We start from the raw sequence: 18,335 nt of genomic DNA on the forward strand, positions 1-18,335 counted from the left end.
CTTATTCTCCCTGGACCAGAGTCAGTTGTTGCGCCTCCAGGCGTTGGCGCAACAGTTTTTTATCCACTTTGCCAACCGGGGTGAGCGGCAGCGTATCAACCTGTATAAAGCGATCGGGTAATTTAAATTCGGCCACGCCCTCGCCACGTAAATGGCGGCGCAACACCACCGGCTTTAACGCGCTGGTCGCGATGATATAGGCGCAGCTTTTTTCACCCATCAGCTCGTCCGGCATCGACACCAACGCCGCATTGATCACTTCCGGGTGGCGCAATAACAGGTTTTCGATTTCTTCCGCCGCGATCTTTTCTCCACCGCGGTTAATCTGATCTTTCTGGCGCCCTTCAACTTTCACATAGCCATCTTCGGTCAGGCTGATCAAATCGCCGGAACAGTAGAAACCGTCCTTATCAAAGGCGGCGGCGTTGTGCTCCGGACTTTGGTAATAGCCGCGGAAGGTATAAGGGCCACGGGTCATCAGACGCCCGGTTTCTCCCACCGGCAGCGGGTTGCCGTCTTCGTCCGCGACCCACAGCTCGTCATCCGGTGACATCGGGCAGCCCTGGGTGGTTAGAATATGCTGGTCGTCGTCGTCCAGGCGGGTGTAGTTCACCAGGCCTTCCGCCATGCCGAACACCTGCTGCAGCTGGCAGCCGATCTCGGCCGGAATGCGTGCCGCCAGGGTTTCGCCCAGCTTGGCGCCGCCCACCTGCAGCAGCTTAAGGCTGGCCAGTTGCTGGCAACCGCCCCACTCTTCAATCGCCTGCAGCCACAGCGTCACCGCCGGCGGCACCAGCGCCGTCACGTTAATCTGATGCTGCTCGATCAAACGGAAACATTGTCCGGCATCCGGGTCGCTGGCAAACACCACCAGGCCGGCGCCATAAAACACGCCCAGAATGCCCGGAGAACTCATCGGATAGTTGTGGGCCACCGGCAGCGCGCACAGGTAACGGGTATCGACATCGAAATGGCAAATTTCCACGCTGCGGCGAATGCTGTAGTAGTAATCGTTGTGGGTCCGCGGGATCAGCTTTGGCGTGCCGGTGCTGCCACCGGAAAGCTGGAAAAACGCTACCTGATCGGCCGGGCTTGGCGTCGCGACAAAACCACTGCTGTCCTCTTCCAGCCAGGCCGCCAGCGACTGCTCGCCCCCGTCCTGATTGCGCAATGCCACCACGCGCAATGAAGGATGCTCGGCGCGAAACGCCGTCAGAAACTCGTCGTTGCCAAACAGCCCATGCTGGCGATCGGCAATCAGCAATGCCGGTTTGATCTGTACGGCGTAGGCGTTCAGCTCGTTGCGTTGATGGCTGAACAGCGCATTCACCGGCACCACACCAATTTTCAACAACGCAAAAAAGGTCACATAGAACTCAACCACGTTGCCCAACTGCACCAGCGCAGTCTCTCCGCTTTGAATGCCACGGCGCTGCAGGGCGGCAGCCAGCCGATCGGAGAGCTGATTAAGCCGCCGATAGCTCAGGATTTGCTCCGGGTCGATCAGCGCGATAGCGTCATTTTTGGCCTGGCGAGTGATGATGTCGGTCAGGGGCCGGTCGGTCCAATAGCCGCGTTCGCGATAACGATGGGCTAACGCCTCAGGCCAGGGGGTAAAAGCAATGGTCATGGGAATGTCTATCCTTGGTTCAGGCCAAACGCCCGCGAAATGGTACTGAGTTTGGTGCCGGTTTCATGCCATTCGGATTCCGGCGAAGAGTCTTGCACAATGCCGGCACCGGCAAACAGTCGCACCTGATTGCCCTGCACCGTGCCGCAACGGATGGTCACTACCCACTCACCGTTGCCTTCGGCGTCACACCAGCCGACGATGCCGCCAAACAGGCCGCGATCGAACGGCTCCAACTGCTTGATCACCTGATGCGCCAACGCGGTCGGCGTCCCGCACAGTGCCGGTGTCGGGTGCAGCAGGCAGGCCAGCGACAGCGCATTTTCAGCGCGGCTGGCGGCTTCACCGTCGATAGGCGTGGACAGGTGCCACAGAGTGGTGGTGCTCAATAATTCAGGCTCGGTGGGAATATTCAGATAGCGGCAGCGATCGGCCAACACCTGCCGCATTCCTTCAGTGACAAACTGGTGCTCATAGCGATCTTTTTCTGACACCAACAGCTGTTGGCTGACTTCCAGATCCCGCTGCGGATCGGCATCACGACGGGCAGAACCGGCCAGCGGATTGGAATAGAACTGCGCGCCGGATTTGCGTAACAGCAATTCCGGGCTGGCTCCCAGTAATGCCCCCTGTTCCAGCGGGACATGGAAGTGGAAGCCATGAGGATTCTGGGCGATGATCCGTGCCATCAACGCCTGGCGGTCTACCGGCTCACGCGTTTCAATCTCCAGCAGGCGCGACAGCACCACTTTATCCAACTGGTCACCGCGGGTCGCTTCCACCGCATCCGCCACCATTTGCATAAAGGGTTGTTGGGCAGGCACTTCATTTTGGCGGATAATTTCCGGCAACGCGTCTTGCGGGGAAGTTACGCCAGCCAGAAAGGCATCGCGCTCAAACCACTGGGTTTGTTGGGGAATAAACAGCGCAGAGGGCTGATGAGTGTCAAACGGGATCGCGCCGCACAGTACCGGGTTTTTAACCCCCGCCAGCCTGGCTTCGGCAAAAGCATGTTGTACCGCCTGCTGGAACTCGCCGTTAAGCTGATCCCCTCCCTGAGCCGGCAGGGTGATTTTGGCGAAACAACCTTGGGTGCTCAGGCTACGGAAAGGAGAGGTGAAGAAAAAGCCGGAGGTCGGCGACACATTTGCAGCAGGTTGTTCGCTATCCTGGCTTTGCGGCCTCTTCTGCCCGGTACTGTTTAATGTAACGCTCATCGGTGCTCCCTTTCGTATCATGAACAATAACCTGTATAATAATGATTATCATTTGTATTGAATCGCGTTAAATTACCCTCGTGAATATGCTATGTCAATAAATGTAAACAGTTCTTCTATTCATAATCGTGATATAAAACCAGCAGCTTTCATTATATAAATGATAAGTATTACTATTTAACTTCTAAGGAATGCATTGTGAAGAAGAACCCCGTCTTCAGCCTGATGCTGTTTGGGCTGATGCTGATTGGCTCGGCCCATGCCGCAGACGCCGGTTGGCCACGAAAAATTGAAACCTCACACGGCGTAGTGACCCTCGCGCAGCCCCCTACCCGCATCGTTTCTACCAGCGTCACCGTTACCGGTACCCTGCTGGCGATTGATGCCCCGGTGATCGCCAGTGGCGCCACCACCCCCAACAACCGGGTGGCAGACTCACAAGGGTTCTTCCATCAATGGAGCGCTGTCGCGACCCAGCGCGGCGTTAAGCGTCTGTATATCGGCGAACCCAACGCAGAAACCATTGCGGGTGTGGCTCCCGATCTGATTATCATCTCGGCTACCGGTGCCGATTCCGCCCTGCGTCTGTACGATCAGCTTTCCGCCATTGCCCCGGTGCTGGTGGTCAATTACGACGACAAAAGCTGGCAGGCACTGGCACTCGAGTTGGGCCAGGCCACCGGGCATGAAGCTCAGGCGCAGAAAGTGGTCAGTGATTTCGATGCGCGCGAACAATCGCTGAAGCAACACATGAAACTGCCGGAACAACCGGTTTCCGCCCTGGTCTTCAACGCCGACGGCAAATCCGCCAACCTGTGGACCGCCGCCTCTTCCCAGGGGCAAATGCTAAAACAGTTGGGTTTTACGCTGGCGACGCTACCGGCCAAGCTGAACAACAGCCGCAGCCAAGGGATCCGCAAAGATATTATTCAACTGGGCGGTGAGAACCTGGCGGAAGGCCTGAACGGCCAGACGCTAATGCTGTTCGCCAACAACGACAGCGATGTCCAGCGGCTGATGGCCAATCCTTTCCTGGCGGACCTGCCGGCGGTGCAGCACAAGCGGGTTTACGCATTGGGCAGCGACACCTTCCGGCTCGATTACTACAGCGCCAGCAACCTGCTGACGCTGTTGGAAAAGCAGTTTATTTCTCAGTAGTTCCCGCGGCGGGCTGGAGATCGCTTTCTTGCCCGCCACTGCCCACCTGACGCAAACCGCGCATCGCAAAAGCCAGCACCACGCCGAGCAGCGCCACGCCAAAACCAAAGCTGGTGGAGGTCATTGCCGGTAGCATAAACGCCCCCATCGCCCCCAGCAGCAGCGCGCCCAGTGCGTCACCCACCACGTTTTGCGCCGTCCACAGGCCATTGATACGGCCGAGGAACGCATCCGGCGTCAGGTTCTGGATCAAGCCGTATTGCAGCAGTGAATTCAGCGCGCTCAGGTAGCCGAAAACCACCAGGAAGAACAGTGCCAGGCCGTACCACGGCATCAGTCCGAACAGGCCAATAGCGACAAAAGCGCCAATCGCCGTCATCAGCATCATCCAGCCCGGCCGCGCGACATGAGCCACCCGGCCGCTGGTAAAGGCACCAATGGCTGCGCCCAGTGGCACCGCCGAATACATAAAGCCCAGCTGGGCCGCACTGACCTGCCACATACCGGACATCGCCGGATACAGCACCCGCACCGCACTGGCCATGGTCAACAGCGCGCCGATCAGCGCCACCATGCCAATCACCCGGTTACGAAACAGGAAACCAAAGCCACCGGCCAGCGCGCGTAGCGGATGTTCACGCGGCTGCGGGGGCGGCAGCAACTGTGGCAGACGTAGTAACGGGATCAGCGTCAGCAAGGTGCCAAATGCGGCCAGACCGTAGTTCCATGCCACACCGGCGTTGGCAATCACCAGCCCGCCGATCGCCGGAGAGAGGATCGAACCAAAGCGCACCGTCAGCATGCTGATGGCCCCGGCCTGCACGATATTTTCACGCCCTACCAACGCCGGTGTCGCCGCCAGCAGCGCCGTGACGCCAACCGCACCGAAAAAGCCGTCCCAGACTGCCAGCAGGTAAATCAGCGTTAATGAAGGCGTGGGCAGTGCGGCATTCAGGCACAGGCCGACAAAGCCAATGCCGCAGGTAGAGCGGGCGAACAGTATCAGGCGACGGCGTTCGTAGCGGTCGGCCAGTACGCCCCCCATCAGCAAACCGGCAAACATGCCGCTACCCGCCAGCGTTACCGATAACCCGACCAGCAACGTCGACCCGGTCAAGGCCTGGATCTGCACCGGGATCGCAATGGCCATCAACCCCAACGCTAAAATCGAAATAAAGCGCGCGCAAAAAACGGCACGAAAAGCGCCATTGGTCTTAAGCAGGCCAAAATCAAGCAAAATAGAGGGCTTACTCATGTGCTTTCTCACCAAAACTAAAGAAAAAGGGGCAGCGTCTGGGCTGCAATAGCGAAGGGACTCATGGTACCATAGATGAAAGCAATCAATAATGATAATAAAACTCATTTATATTCAATTAAATAATGGATTGGTATGTTACGGATTACACGCCCAGGCACACAGCCCGTCCCCGCTCCCCAGGAGCGCCTTATTGGCGGCACTTCCCGTTCATTTCGTCGCAGGCTGTTTGGCCTGCTGATTGCCGTTGGTGCGCTACTGATCGTTATGCTGCTCAGCCTGTCACTCGGCGCTAAATCTATTCCCTTCGACACGGTTATCCAGGCGCTGAAAGGCCAGTGCAGCGGCGCGGACTGCACCATCATCACCCACGCCCGGCTGCCACGTACGCTGGTTGGTATACTGGCCGGCATCGCGCTGGGCCTGTCCGGCGTGCTGATGCAAACCCTCACCCGCAACCCACTGGCCGATCCGGGCATTCTCGGGGTTAACGCCGGAGCAGGCTTTGCCGTGGTGCTGGGGATCACCTTCTTTGGTGCCGTCGACGTCGGCCAATATTTGTGGTTCGCCTTTGCCGGCGCGATGTTTGCTGCACTGCTGGTGGCGCTAATAGGCGCTCTGGGTGGCAGCAGCCTCAACCCGGTGCGCCTGACACTGGCCGGTGTCGCGCTGGCGGCGGTGCTGGAAGGCATGACCTCTGGGATTTCCCTGTTGAACCCACTGGTTTTCGACCAGCTCCGTTTTTGGCAGGCCGGTTCGCTGGATATTCAAAATATGCAGGTGGTGCGCACCGTCGCCCTGCCGATCCTGTTGGGTACGCTGATTACGCTGTGGATGAGCAAGTCGCTGAACAGCCTGAGCATGGGCAATGAATTAGCTACCGCGCTGGGTACCGGCATTGTCCGTACTCAGTTGCTGGGCCTGCTGGCGATTACCCTGCTGTGCGGCGGGGCTACCGCTGCCGTCGGCCCGATTGCCTTTGTCGGTCTGATGATGCCGCACATCGCCCGGCGACTGGGCGGTTCCGAACTGCACTGGATGCTGCCATGGACGCTGGTACTGACCCCTATCCTGCTGCTGAGTGCCGATCTGCTCGGCCGCTTCCTGGTGGCCGGTGAACTGCGCGTTTCCATCGTCACCGCCCTGATTGGTGCCCCGCTGCTGATCATGCTGGTGCGACAACGCCATATGTTCAGGAGGCAGCGCTAATGTCGACGTCCGCGGCCCGTCTGATGGCCATTCACAAAATGCGCGCCCTGTCGCGCCCAGTGCTGACCGTCCTGCTGCTGTTGCTGGCGGCTTTAGCGCTGGCGATTTACGCCCTGGGTTCAGGTGCCTTGTCACTGACGGCTGCACAGGTGATTGACGCCTTGCGTGGCGAAGGCCCGGCCAATCTGGCGGTGATCGTCACCCAATGGCGCTTGCCACGCGTGATTATGGCGCTGCTACTGGGGGCGGCACTGGGTCTCAGTGGGGCCATTTTCCAGTCGATACTGCGCAACCCGCTCGGCAGCCCGGACGTGATTGGCTTTAATACCGGTGCCTACAGCGGCGTACTGGTGGCCATAGTGCTGTTTAACGGTGGCGTTATCGGCATCACCGCCGGGGCGCTAGCCGGCGGCCTGTTAACCGCTGCGCTGATTTATCTGCTGGCATGGCGCAACGGCGTCGAGTCATTCCGTTTGATTATCGTCGGTATCGCGGTGCGCGCCCTGCTGGTGGCCGGCAATACCTGGCTTATTATCAGCGCCTCGCTGGAATCCGCCATGACCGCCGGACTGTGGAGCGCCGGCTCACTTAACGGCGTCAACTGGGCGAAAAGTCTGCCGGTGTTGGCGGTGATTGCGCTGTGCTGTCTGCTGCTGCTTACCCTGACCCGCCGTATGCGCCTGCTGGAGATGGGTGACGATACCGCCTGCGCGCTGGGCGTGCCGGTGGAACGCTCGCGCATTATGCTGCTGTTGATCGGCGTAACGCTAACGGCCGCAGCCACCGCCGTGGCCGGGCCAATCTCTTTTATTGCGCTGGTGGCCCCGCAGATTGCGCGACGTCTGTGTGCCAACCGTAGCGTGCTGCTGCTGACCGCTCTGATCGGCGCCCTGCTGCTGCTGCTCGCCGATATCGCGGCGCAGCGCCTGTTTATGCCTTATCAGTTGCCGGTCGGGGTGTTGACCGTCAGCCTGGGCGGCATTTATCTGATTTGGCTATTAATCCGTGAGTCACGAAAAAAATGAATGCTGAACCCCTGCAGTCCGCGCCGTTACGCGCCGAACACCTGACGCTGGGCTACGACAAAAAGATTGTCGCCAGCGACCTGTCCGTCTCTATCCCGCACGGCGAACTGACGGTGATTATCGGGCCAAATGCCTGCGGCAAATCCACCCTGCTGCGCACCCTCAGCCGCCTGATGCAACCGCAGGCCGGGGCTGTCTGGCTGAACGGTAAACACATCAGCGAATACGCCACCAAAGAGGTGGCGCGCCAGTTGGGGCTGCTGCCGCAAAGCTCCACCGCGCCGGGGGATATCACCGTGTTTGATCTGGTGGCCCGCGGTCGCTATCCGCATCAGCGCCTGTTCAGTCGTTGGAGCGAAGAAGATCAGCAGGCTGTAGAACAGGCGATGCGCTCCACCGGCGTATTCGAACTGGCCGAACAGCCGGTCGATACCCTCTCCGGCGGACAACGTCAAAGAGTGTGGATTGCGATGGTGCTGGCGCAGCAAACACCGCTGCTGCTGCTGGATGAGCCGACCACCTGGCTGGACATCACCCATCAGATCGATCTGCTGGAGCTGATGCGTCAGCTAAACCGTGAAAACGGCCATACGCTGGTGGTGGTGCTGCACGACCTCAACCATGCCTGCCGTTACGCCACACATCTGATTGCCATGCGCGACGGTAAAGTGGTGGCCGAAGGGGCGCCGAAGGATATTGTGACTGCGGAACTGATCGAAGAGGTGTACGGCCTGCGCTGCATGATCATTGACGATCCGGTTTCGCATACGCCGTTGGTGGTACCGCTGGGCAAATGAAATAATAGGTAGAACCATAGGATATATCATCAAATTATACCCTATGGATTTCAAGTTGCAGCTAGGCGCCCAGCTCACTCATCCCCAGGCGCTTACTTGAGTAAGTAACTGGGGTGACAAATCTGCCGGGAGCAGATTTGAACGCTGCTAGCAGCGGCCCCAAAGGGGTGTGGCCCACCGACGGGCCACATAACTGAGTGCAGGTAACAACGCTGCAGCTTGAAAGACGACGGGTATTATAGAGCGCGGAGTATGCGGTTCAGCAACGGTCCTAGTACCTTGAACGACGCCGGGGACACAATATCGACGTGCGCGCAGTCCAGTTCATGCACCTGCAAGGCATCGACGTATTGCGACCAGGTCTGCTGCACGTCCATCCCTTCCTGCAACGTCTGACGCGCGACAAACAGCGTCGCCTGCCCTTTGAAGTTCGCCGTATGGGTTGCTGAAAGCAGGCGCACTGAATCGGCATAGTTGGCTTCGATATTATCGAACATCGCCACCCGGGTTTCGCCCAATGCCGGATCAAGCGCATCCTCGGAAACCGCCAGGAACTGCTCGCGCTCGCGCTGGACTTCTTTGAGCACGTTGTCATCGAGCATCACGTCCCAGTTCTGGGTTTCCGGCGGATAGGTATCCAGCAGCCCCAGGAAGGCCACCTCTTCCCCCCGCGCCTGCAATCTGGCGGCGATGCCCTGCGCCAGGGTGCCCCCCAGTGAATAACCGATAAAGTGATACGGGCCCTGCGGCTGTACCTGCAATACCTGCTCCAGATGCGCGTCGCACACCTGATCCATATTCTCGCTCAGCGCCAGTGGGCCATCGGGACGCGGTGACTGAATACCCACCAGCGACCAATGCTGGTCGATATAGCGCGGCAGCACGCTGAATTGCCAGGAGAATCCGGAGGCCGGATGCAGGCAGAACAGCGTTGGGCCTTCGGTGGTCCGTAACGGCAGTACGCTGTCGAAACCGGTCCGATCGGCCTCTTCCTGCGTGCGATCTTCCGCCAGCAGTTGCGCCAGCTGTTCCACGCGGGAAGCCACCATCACCTGCCCGACCGAAACCGCTTTACCCAGCTCACGACGCAGCTCTGCCGCCAGGCGCATCGCCAGCAGCGAGTGCCCACCAAGGGCAAAGAAATCATCATCGGCAAACACGGTTTCACGCTGTAGCAAACGGGCGAACACCGCCGCGATCGCCGTTTCCAGCCCCGCTTCAGGCTCGCGTCCTGCGGCCCTGACCCCGCCTTGCGGTTGCGGCAGCGCTTTGCGATCCAGCTTGCCATTGGCACTCAGCGGCAGGGACTCCATCTCGACCAGGGCTACCGGTACCATATGCGGCGGCAAACGATCGGCCAGGGCGGCCCGCAATACTTCCAGATCAAGGCGTACCCCCGGCTGCGCTACCAAATAGCCCACCAGTTGGCGGGCATCGCCACCGGCCGGATCTGTCGGCGTATTATCCAGCACCAGCGCATGGGTCACCGCCTGTTTGATGCCCGGCAGCGACAGCAACGCATGATCGATTTCACTCAGTTCTATGCGTTGTCCACGAATTTTCAGCTGATCGTCGCTGCGCCCGAGATACTCCACTTCCCCGCCCGGTAACCAGCGCGCGACGTCACCCGTGCGATACATCCGCCCACCGTCGCCTGCCGGATCAGCCACAAAGCGGCTGGCGGTCAGTTCTGGTCGCCCCAGATAGCCGTGCGCCAGCTGTACGCCGGTGAGATACAAATCACCCGCGACACCCGGCGGCACTGGCCGCAAGCGTGCGTCGAGAATGCGCAGACCAGTATTCCATACCGGCAGACCAATAGGCACGTTAGCCCCGGTTACAGCGGCCAACGCCTCACCCCAGGCGGGATGCCAGCTGACGTCCACTGCCGCTTCGGTCGGGCCGTACAGGTTATGCAACGGCACCCCGGTGCGGCTTTGCCACAGGCGGCACAGCTCGGCCGGCAAGGCTTCACCACTGCAGAACACCTGCCGCAACGGCGCACAACACGCCACCGCCTGCCGAGTGTCCAATGCGCCGACAAAGGCCGCCAGCATCGAAGGCACAAAGTGCATAGTGGTGACCCGATAGCGGTCAATCAGTTGCAGTAGCTGTTCCGGATCGCGATGCGCCTCCGGCGGTGCCATCACCAACCGGGCACCCACCATCAACGGCCAGAAGAACTCCCACACCGAGACGTCAAAACTGCAGGGGGTTTTTTGCAATACCACATCGCCCGCGGCCATCGGATACTGATGCTGCATCCACAGCAGTCGGTTGACGATCGCCTGATGCCCCACCAGCACGCCTTTCGGCCGTCCGGTCGAACCCGAGGTAAAGATAATATAGGCCGGATGATGTGGCGTGGGGCCGCTGAGCACCACCTCCGCCGCGCTGTCTGCGGCCAGCGGCGCGTCATACAGAAAAATTTCACCCTTGCCGACAAAACGTGCCTGCTGGCTGGCTTCGGTGATAATCAGACGCGGCGTAGCATCCTCCAGCATCATGCTGAGGCGTTCGTCAGGATAACCGGTATCCAGCGGTAAATAAGCCGCCCCGGCCTCGACAATGGCCATTAACGCCAGCGACAGAAACACCGAGCGCGGCAAGGCAACGGCAACGATATCGCCGGGCTGCACGCCCTGAGCCACCAGTTGGCGCGCCAACGCGCTGACCTGTTCGCGGGTCTCGCGGTAGTTAAATTGATACTGCGCATCGGCCAGCGCCGGGGCATCCGGGGTTTTCTGTGCCTGCTTCGCCAGCAGGCCGCTGAGGGTTTGCGGCGCCACCGGATAAGCGGTGTCGTTGACCCGAGCCAATAATTGGTGATCCTGTTCGGTGAGCAAATCGGCGTCACCGATCGGCATTTGCGGCTGCGCGGCGAACTGACGTAACAACAACGGCAGGCGTTGCAGATGAGCCGCCAACTCATCCCGCTGATAACGCTCGGCATTGGCCAGCAGATCGACCTTCAGCGTACCGGCCTCATCAAGGTACAGAGCAATCTCCAGGTCACGTACCGGGCCGGAGGCCAGCTCATGGGTAATGCCTTCGATATCGCCAAAGTCCAACTGAAAATCGAACATCTTAAAGTTGAAAACGGTGCCATACAGCGGCTGGGCATCGCCAATCCGCCCCAGATCACGTTGCACCTGTTCCGCCTCGTAACGCTGATGGCGACGGACGGTTTTCAGCTCACGGCCGATATTGCCGGCAACCTCGCTCAGCGTCGCCTGGGGATCGAGGTGCATTTCGATCGGCAGTACGTTAATCACCGGGCCGTTGGCGCATAACGCGGCCGAGCCGGTACGGCGCATAAAGATAAAGCCGGCGCTGAAGCTGGCGTGACCGCTCAGGCGAGACACCCACAGCGCCACCAGCGCCAACGCCATATCTGCCACGCTGAACTGCTGCTGACCGGCGTTCACCAGTTGGCTAAAGTCCTGGCGGTCGCACAGCTGTGATAATCGATGAATACGGGTGGTCGGCGTCTGGCCGGCCAGTGGCTGCGGACAGAGCGTGGCTGGCGCAGGCAACTGCTTTGCCTTGTTCAGCCAAAAGGCCGCGTCACGCTGGCAAGTCGCCGATTGTGCGTAGCGTTGATATTCTTCAACCACTTCACTGAAGCCACTAAACGGCGTCGGGTCCGGCTGTTCATTACGCGACATCCGGGTGTAAATATGAGAAATTCTGCGGGCAATGGCAGTGAAACTGAAGCCATCTACCAGAATATGGTGATAACGCTGATACCAGAACCAACGTTGGTCCGACAAGCGGATCAACATATGACGATACAGCGCATTGCCGCTGCCGATGCGTAAGTCACCGGACATATCCAGTTGCATCAAGGCACGGGCTGCCGCTGCGGCATCGGGGGAGTCGCGCAGATCAATCAACTCCACCGGCAGGATCGCCAGTTGCAGGTCTCGCCACTGCATCGGCACCCCGTCACGCTCTTCAAAGCGGAACTGCAGGGTATCCACTTCGGACAGCCCCTGCGCGATCGCCCGCAGCAGGCAATCCTGGCTCAGCGGCCCGCAGAGTTCGATATAGTGGGAAACCGCATAGGCGTTGGCGTGCGGTGAAATTTGGTCGGCAACCCAGATCCCGGGTTGCGCAGCGACCAACGGCAACTCAGTGGCGAGTGGCGGTTCGATTGATAATAAAGTGCTGTCTGACAAGGGACTGACTCCTGTTCTCGGTATTATTGCCATCACGCCTTACGCAGTGATGCGGGCCGCATATCCTGCCAGTGTTGTTCCAGCCACAGCACGCACAGCGGCCGCGCCGCCGGGCCGAATACCGGCGTCCACCCCGCCGGTACTGCGCTAAATTCAGGCCACAGGCTGTACTGCAGTTGGTCATTGCACACAATCAGGCAAATTTGTTGTTCGTCATCGAACGGGTTCTGAGTTTCCATCACGGACTCCCTGGACAGTGAAGGTGAGTTTGGCCGCAGAGGCAGGAAGGCTATTCGCCCACAGTGCTTGCAGCCCGTCGACCAGACCGCCACGCCAGCACAGGTAGTCATGCCCGCCCGCCACGACCCGGTATTGCACCCGATGACCGGCATCACGCAGCAAATCCGCCATCCGGTCATTTACCCGATGCGCCACTTTTTCGTGCACCCCGGCTTCCATAAACACCTTCAATTGCCCTTGGCCGACGCCTTGCTCAACCTGATGCAGCAGCCAGCCGGCATCTGCCGGTATTTCTTCGCGCTGATACATATCGCGACGCGGCCACCAGAATGAACCGGACTGGCTGATCACCCCGCCGAAGCACTGTGGCCAGTGCAAGCCGGCATACAGCGACGACAGGCCGCCAAAACTCTGGCCGCATACCAAAGTCGTGGCCGGATCTCGGCTGTGAGGTGCCCATTCGGCCACCTGCGGCAGCAGCTCTTCTTGCACCGCCAGCCAGAAATCCTCGTTGCAGGCCAGTTCCTGAGTGCGGTGCTTGAGACTGATAATGTCGATCAGCAGATACACCGCTTCCGGCAATTGGCCTTCACGGGTCAACTGCATCAGCGGATCCCAGACCGGCATGTTGCTCGACCAGAACTGGCCGTCCAGCAACACCGCCAGGGGTCGCTGCGCCGGGTTGCTGTCGCCGGTGGTGTAAACCCAGACGTCGCGGGTATTGCCCAAGCGTTCGCTGTGCCAACTATGGCGCTGCAGCCGCGCAGGCGGCGCTGGCGTACAACGTCCACTGGCCACGGCGTAGCGATCAAAATCCTGCCAGGCCGGTTGCGCGGGTGCCTCCGGCATATGCAATCCGGACAGCACGTTGCCGGAGACACCGGCCCAGGAACGATGGGGATTAAGCAGGTCCTGGGTGGCACCGGCAAACACCTGATGCCACCAGTGACGGATCGAATGCATATTGGCGTGCGCATCCTCACCACTGTGTTCCAGCGGTCGGTCGTCCATACAGGGGATAAAGCAGTAGCTGCCGCGCCAGTCGGCGCTCAGCTCGGTTTGCCAGTACCAGACGTCGGTCCCTTCCAGCCGTTGCAGGCTCTGTGGCGGCGATGACTGGTGGTGGTCGGTCAGACAATTGATGTGGATCCAGACACGTTGATAGGCTGAAGTGAGTTCACATCCCTGCGGATCGCGCCATAAAAATGTGACCTTCCCTCGCCCATCCCCCAGCAACTCCACCAGCGGCGTACCGCGTTTGGCGATATTCAGCCACCATCCATGGCGCCCGGCGTGCTTGCTCGATAATAATCTGCTGCTTTCTGACTCGGATTTTGTTTTCAAAACGCCTATTCACTATTTAGCTGGCAGCTTCAGGAAAGCCGGTAAATTCGCGGCGCGAGGCGCTGCCCAAGAAAACCGTAAACCGAATACTATTGATAATTATTTGCGTTTGCAATAGTGTGTGTAGGCTCGCAAACCGGGCAGGTATTCTTCAACAGGGATGGATACCGGGTTTTAGCGCTGAATCCAATGTCGGTGATGTCGCATCCGTACCGGTTGGATTTTAATTTCCGAAAACACAAAAACTACAACCGCCCTTCTCTACTGCCGGAGGCCTGCTTTCGGTGCCCCGGGAAAGGCAGCAAGGTAGGAACTCTCACATGAACCGCAAATTATCTCGTTATTCCTTAGCCACACTCATCGGGTTAGGGTTAGGCGCGTCCGCCTTTGCGCACGCCGCACAGCAAACTGATACCCCCGCAGAAACCGACGCCGTCGCCAAGAACAATAAAGAAACTGCCGAGGACACTATTGTCGTCACCGCCGCCAAGCAGAACCTGCAGGCGCCCGGGGTTTCTACCATCACCGCCGACGAAATCAAAAAACGCCCGCCGGCGCGCGATATTAGCGAACTGATCCGCACCATGCCGGGCGTTAACCTGACCGGTAACTCCACCAGCGGCCAGCGCGGCAACAACCGCCAGATCGATATTCGCGGCATGGGCCCGGAAAATACCCTGATCCTGATCGACGGCAAACCCGCCACCAGCCGCAATTCGGTACGTCAGGGTTGGCGTGGCGAACGTGATACCCGTGGCGATACCGCCTGGGTCCCCCCGGAGATGATTGAACGTATCGAAGTGCTGCGCGGCCCGGCAGCGGCACGCTACGGCAACGGTGCCGCCGGCGGCGTAGTCAATATCATCACCAAAAAGAACACCAAAGAGCTGCACGGCTCGTTAAATGCCTTCTTCAACGTGCCGCAGCACAAGCAGGAAGGTTCCACCAAGCGCACCGACTTCAGCCTGTCTGGCCCGCTGACCGACGAATTAAGCTTCCGCCTGTTCGGTGGTTACAGCAAAACCCAGGCCGATGCCTGGGATATCAACGAATCGCATAAATCCGAGCGCGTAGGCATTTATGCCAACAGTACCCCTTCCGGGCGTGAAGGCGTGGAAGACAAAAACATCGATGCCATGCTGCATTGGGATTTTGCCCACCTGCAGTCACTGGAGTTTGAGTATGCCTACGGTCGGCAGGGCAACCTGTACGCTGGGGACACTCAAAACACCAACTCCAACGCGCTGGTGCAAAGTAACTACGGTAAAGAAACCAACCGTATTTACCGTGAGACTTTCGGTCTTAACCACCGGGGGGCCTGGGATAGTGGCGTCAGTACCAACAACTATATTCAGTTCGAACGCACCCGTAATACCCGCCTGAACGAAGGCCTGGCCGGCGGTACCGAAGGCATCTTCGATACCAAAAACGAAGGCTTTGGCACCACCAAGCTGGACGATTTCCTGGCGCACAGCGAAATCAGCGTGCCATTTGAGCTGGGCGTGACGCAAACCGCGACGCTGGGCACCGAATGGAACCAGCAGAAAATGAAAGATGGCTCTTCCACCAGCCAAACCCTGATGGGCGGCACCATTCCTGGTCAGGCAACCGGTACCCGCAGCCCTTATGCTTCCGCGCATATCTTCTCGCTGTTTGCCGAAGACAATATGGAGCTGACCGACAGCACCATGCTGACGCCAGGCCTGCGTTACGACCTGCACTCCGAGGCCGGTAACAACTGGAGCCCGTCGCTGAATCTGTCGCAGGAACTGGGCGACTTCTTCACCCTGAAGATGGGCATTGCCCGCGCTTATAAGGCACCAAACCTGTACCAGACCAACCCGAACTATTTGCTCTACAGCAAAGGGCAGGGTTGCTCGTCCAGCGATGTCAAAAATGGCTGTTACCTGCTGGGTAACGACGATCTGAAGGCGGAAACCAGCGTCAACAAAGAAGTGGGTCTGGAGTTCCATAACGACGGCTGGCTGGCTGGCGTGACCTATTTCCGCAACGACTACCACAACAAAATCGAAGCGGGTAACTCTCGCATCGGCACCAGCAGCACGGGTACCGCTATCTACCAATGGGAAAACGTGCCTAAAGCGGTAGTACAGGGATTGGAAGGCACGTTGAACGTGCCGGTCAGCGAGACCGTTTCCTGGACCAACAACGCCACCTATATGATTGAAAACAAGAATAAGACGACCGGTGATTACCTGTCGATTATTCCTGAATTCACCATCAACTCGACCCTGAGCTGGCAGGCCACAGAGGAGCTGTCGATGCAGTCGACCCTGACCTGGTACGGCCGTCAGAAGCCGAAGAAGTACAACTATCAGGGCAAACCGGTTAGCGGAACCGAAACCAAGGAAGTCAGCCCTTACGCCGTAGTGGGTGCCAGCGCCACCTATGATGTGACCAAGAACGTCAGCCTGACGGCCGGTATCGACAACCTGTTCGACAAACGTCAGTTCCGTGAAGGTAACTCGCAGAACGTGGGTGACCCGACCACTGGCGCGATTAACATTGCCGGTGCGGGCGCTGCCACCTACAACGAACCGGGCCGGACTTACTATATGAGCGTGAATACCCATTTCTAATGGTGGGATAAACCGGTAATGAAACGGGGCTGCCATGCAGCCCCGTTTCATTATTTCTCCAGCGAAACCTGTTTGAAGATGTGCTTGCCGAACGGGTCAATCTCGTAGCCCTTCACTTCCTTGCGTACCGGCTCAAAAATGGTTGAATGCGCAATCATCATCGCCGGCATTTGGTCATGCATCATCACCTGTGCCTGCTGATAAATCGCCACCCGTTTGGCGTGATCGTTCTCTTCCCGCGCCTGCTGGATCAGCTTATCGAACGGTGGATAGCACCATTTGGCCGAGTTTGAACCCCCGTTGGCCGAAACGCAGGTAAACAGCGGGCCGAAGAAGTTATCCGGATCGCCGTTGGCGGTGGTCCAGCCCATCAACGCAGCCTGATGTTCCCCGTTCTTTATCCGCTGCAAATATTCACCCCACTCAAAGGTGACAATCCTGGCCTTCACGCCGATTTTTGCCCAGTCGGCCTGGATCATCTCCGCCATGCGTTTGGCATTCGGGTTGTATGGCCGCTGTACCGGCATCGCCCACAGATCGATGGCGAACCCCTGCCCCAGACCGGCCTCCTGCAACAACTGTTTGGCTTTTTCCGGTGAGTACGGATAGTCCTCAATCTGGTCATTGCTTCCCCACTGGGTCGGCGGCAGCAGGTTCTTCGCCGGCTGGCCTGCGCCGTGGAATACCGCCTCGAGGATCGCCGGTTTGTTCACCGCCAGCGCCAGCGCCTGCCGCACCTTGAGGTTATCCAGCGGTTTTTTCTGGGTATTGAACGCCAGGAAACCGATGTTCAGGCCGGATTTCTCCATCACCTGGATATTTTTGTCCTCGCGCATGCGCTTGAGATCCGCCGGGTTGGGGAAAGGCATTACCTGACATTCATTCTTTTGCAGTTTGGCAAAGCGTACCGCCGCATCCGGGGTGATCGAGAACACCAGGCGGTCTATCTTCGGTTTGCCCTCCCAATACTGGTCGAATGCCTTGTAGAGGATCTTCGCATCCTTCTGGTACTGCACCAGTTGGAACGGCCCGGTGCCAACCGGATCGTTATCCACTCGCTGTGGCGTGCCGGCCTTGAGCATCGCATCGGCATATTCGGCCGAGAGAATAGTGGCGAAATACATGCCGAGATCGGCCACAAACGGCGCTTCGGCACGCGAAAGCTCAAAACGCACGGTGTGGTCGTCCACTTTGACAATGTTGTTGATCAGCGTGCCAAACTCCATCGACTCAAAATTGGTGTAAGCGCCGTTGGAGACCTTGTGATAGGGGTTATTGGGGTCTTTTTGCCGCATAAAGGAGAAGATAACGTCGTCGGCGTTGAAGTCGCGGGTGGGGGTAAAGTATTTATTGCTCTGGAATTTCACCCCCTTGCGCAGATGAAAGGTGTATTGCTTGCCGTCTTCACTCACCTGCCAGCTTTCCGCCAGGCTGGGTTGCAGCTCGACGGTACCAACTTTAAAGTCCACCAACCGGTTGTAAATCGTCGCCGAACTGGCGTCAACCGTGGGACCGGAGGTAAACAACTGCGGATTAAACCCTTCCGGCGAGCTTTCGGAACAATAAACCAGCGTGCTGGCGCGTGCGCCGCCCATCACCGCCAGAACCAATAATCCCAACGTCATTGTTATTGCTTTTTTATTCATTGTGCCATCCCCAGAGTAGAAAACAGACTCGAG

The 18,335-nt window shown here is 58.7% G+C and carries 12 protein-coding genes; 5 read left to right on the top strand and 7 right to left on the bottom strand.

Annotated elements, in window-relative coordinates:
* Position 1 precedes the first annotated feature (1 nt).
* The gene (locus tag FCL49_RS13240) at positions 2 to 1,630 is read right to left on the bottom strand and encodes a (2,3-dihydroxybenzoyl)adenylate synthase (protein ID WP_174353939.1); all 1,629 of its coding nucleotides are present in this window, start codon (positions 1,628 to 1,630) and stop codon (positions 2 to 4) included.
* Between the two features lie 8 nt (positions 1,631 to 1,638).
* Entirely contained in the window at positions 1,639 to 2,847 is a 1,209-nt protein-coding gene (locus tag FCL49_RS13245; protein WP_174353940.1) for an isochorismate synthase, read from the bottom strand.
* A gap of 225 nt (positions 2,848 to 3,072) precedes the next feature.
* On the opposite strand from FCL49_RS13245, the gene fepB reads away from it, so the two are divergent.
* A complete protein-coding gene (gene fepB / locus FCL49_RS13250) occupies positions 3,073 to 4,005 on the top strand; it encodes a Fe2+-enterobactin ABC transporter substrate-binding protein (protein ID WP_174354004.1) in 933 nt (310 codons plus the stop codon).
* Here the strand turns inward: fepB and entS are convergent.
* Positions 3,992 to 5,260 carry an enterobactin transporter EntS gene (gene entS, locus FCL49_RS13255; RefSeq protein WP_174353941.1) on the bottom strand — a complete coding sequence of 423 codons (1,269 nt, stop codon included), beginning with the start codon at positions 5,258 to 5,260 and terminating at the stop codon, positions 3,992 to 3,994. The two genes, fepB and entS, sit on opposite strands and share 14 nt — an antisense overlap.
* A gap of 135 nt (positions 5,261 to 5,395) precedes the next feature.
* Between entS and fepD the strand changes: the two genes are divergently transcribed.
* The 3 genes from fepD to FCL49_RS13270 are packed head-to-tail and all read left to right on the top strand — an operon-like array spanning position 5,396 to position 8,291.
* The gene (fepD, locus tag FCL49_RS13260; protein ID WP_174353942.1) at positions 5,396 to 6,469 is read left to right on the top strand and encodes a Fe(3+)-siderophore ABC transporter permease; all 1,074 of its coding nucleotides are present in this window, start codon (positions 5,396 to 5,398) and stop codon (positions 6,467 to 6,469) included.
* On the top strand, positions 6,469 to 7,494 hold the full coding sequence (fepG, locus tag FCL49_RS13265; RefSeq protein ID WP_174353943.1) for an iron-enterobactin ABC transporter permease: 1,026 nt from the start codon (positions 6,469 to 6,471) through the stop codon (positions 7,492 to 7,494). The genes fepD and fepG overlap by 1 nt, the downstream gene beginning before the upstream one ends.
* Positions 7,491 to 8,291: an ATP-binding cassette domain-containing protein gene (locus FCL49_RS13270; RefSeq protein WP_174353944.1), complete on the top strand. Its 801-nt coding sequence runs from the start codon at positions 7,491 to 7,493 to the stop codon at positions 8,289 to 8,291. Before fepG ends, FCL49_RS13270 begins: the two co-directional genes overlap by 4 nt.
* Before the next feature lie 236 nt (positions 8,292 to 8,527).
* On the opposite strand, the gene FCL49_RS13275 is transcribed toward FCL49_RS13270, so the two are convergent.
* Genes FCL49_RS13275 through fes form a run of 3 tightly spaced genes read right to left on the bottom strand, consistent with a single transcriptional unit; the run spans position 8,528 to position 14,056 of the window.
* Positions 8,528 to 12,472, bottom strand: coding sequence for an enterobactin synthase subunit F (locus FCL49_RS13275; RefSeq protein WP_174353945.1), 3,945 nt, complete (start codon positions 12,470 to 12,472; stop codon positions 8,528 to 8,530).
* Positions 12,473 to 12,504: 32 nt separating this feature from the next.
* Positions 12,505 to 12,711, bottom strand: coding sequence for an MbtH family protein (locus FCL49_RS13280; protein ID WP_017893570.1), 207 nt, complete (start codon positions 12,709 to 12,711; stop codon positions 12,505 to 12,507).
* A complete protein-coding gene (gene fes, locus FCL49_RS13285; protein ID WP_174353946.1) occupies positions 12,686 to 14,056 on the bottom strand; it encodes an enterochelin esterase in 1,371 nt (456 codons plus the stop codon). The genes FCL49_RS13280 and fes overlap by 26 nt, the downstream gene beginning before the upstream one ends.
* A gap of 320 nt (positions 14,057 to 14,376) precedes the next feature.
* Here fes and FCL49_RS13290 point away from each other — a divergent pair, with 320 nt between their 5' ends.
* On the top strand, positions 14,377 to 16,656 hold the full coding sequence (locus FCL49_RS13290; protein WP_174353947.1) for a TonB-dependent siderophore receptor: 2,280 nt from the start codon (positions 14,377 to 14,379) through the stop codon (positions 16,654 to 16,656).
* Positions 16,657 to 16,706: 50 nt separating this feature from the next.
* On the opposite strand, the gene FCL49_RS13295 is transcribed toward FCL49_RS13290, so the two are convergent.
* Positions 16,707 to 18,302 (bottom strand): ABC transporter substrate-binding protein, encoded by a 1,596-nt coding sequence (locus tag FCL49_RS13295; protein ID WP_174353948.1) that lies wholly within the window; start codon positions 18,300 to 18,302, stop codon positions 16,707 to 16,709.
* Positions 18,303 to 18,335: the final 33 nt, after the last annotated feature.

Source organism: Serratia proteamaculans (genome assembly GCF_013337185.1).
Lineage (GTDB): Bacteria > Pseudomonadota > Gammaproteobacteria > Enterobacterales > Enterobacteriaceae > Serratia > Serratia proteamaculans_D.

Coding starts and splice junctions, on each gene's coding strand:
- fepD (WP_174353942.1), top strand. CDS start 5,396: ATGTTACGGATTACACGCCCAGGCACACAGCCCGTCCCCGCTCCCCAG.
- fepB (WP_174354004.1), top strand. CDS start 3,073: ATGCTGTTTGGGCTGATGCTGATTGGCTCGGCCCATGCCGCAGACGCC.
- fepG (WP_174353943.1), top strand. CDS start 6,469: ATGTCGACGTCCGCGGCCCGTCTGATGGCCATTCACAAAATGCGCGCC.
- FCL49_RS13240 (WP_174353939.1), bottom strand. CDS start 1,630: ATGACCATTGCTTTTACCCCCTGGCCTGAGGCGTTAGCCCATCGTTAT.
- FCL49_RS13280 (WP_017893570.1), bottom strand. CDS start 12,711: ATGGAAACTCAGAACCCGTTCGATGACGAACAACAAATTTGCCTGATT.
- FCL49_RS13245 (WP_174353940.1), bottom strand. CDS start 2,847: ATGAGCGTTACATTAAACAGTACCGGGCAGAAGAGGCCGCAAAGCCAG.
- FCL49_RS13295 (WP_174353948.1), bottom strand. CDS start 18,302: ATGAATAAAAAAGCAATAACAATGACGTTGGGATTATTGGTTCTGGCG.
- FCL49_RS13290 (WP_174353947.1), top strand. CDS start 14,377: ATGAACCGCAAATTATCTCGTTATTCCTTAGCCACACTCATCGGGTTA.
- entS (WP_174353941.1), bottom strand. CDS start 5,260: ATGAGTAAGCCCTCTATTTTGCTTGATTTTGGCCTGCTTAAGACCAAT.
- FCL49_RS13270 (WP_174353944.1), top strand. CDS start 7,491: ATGAATGCTGAACCCCTGCAGTCCGCGCCGTTACGCGCCGAACACCTG.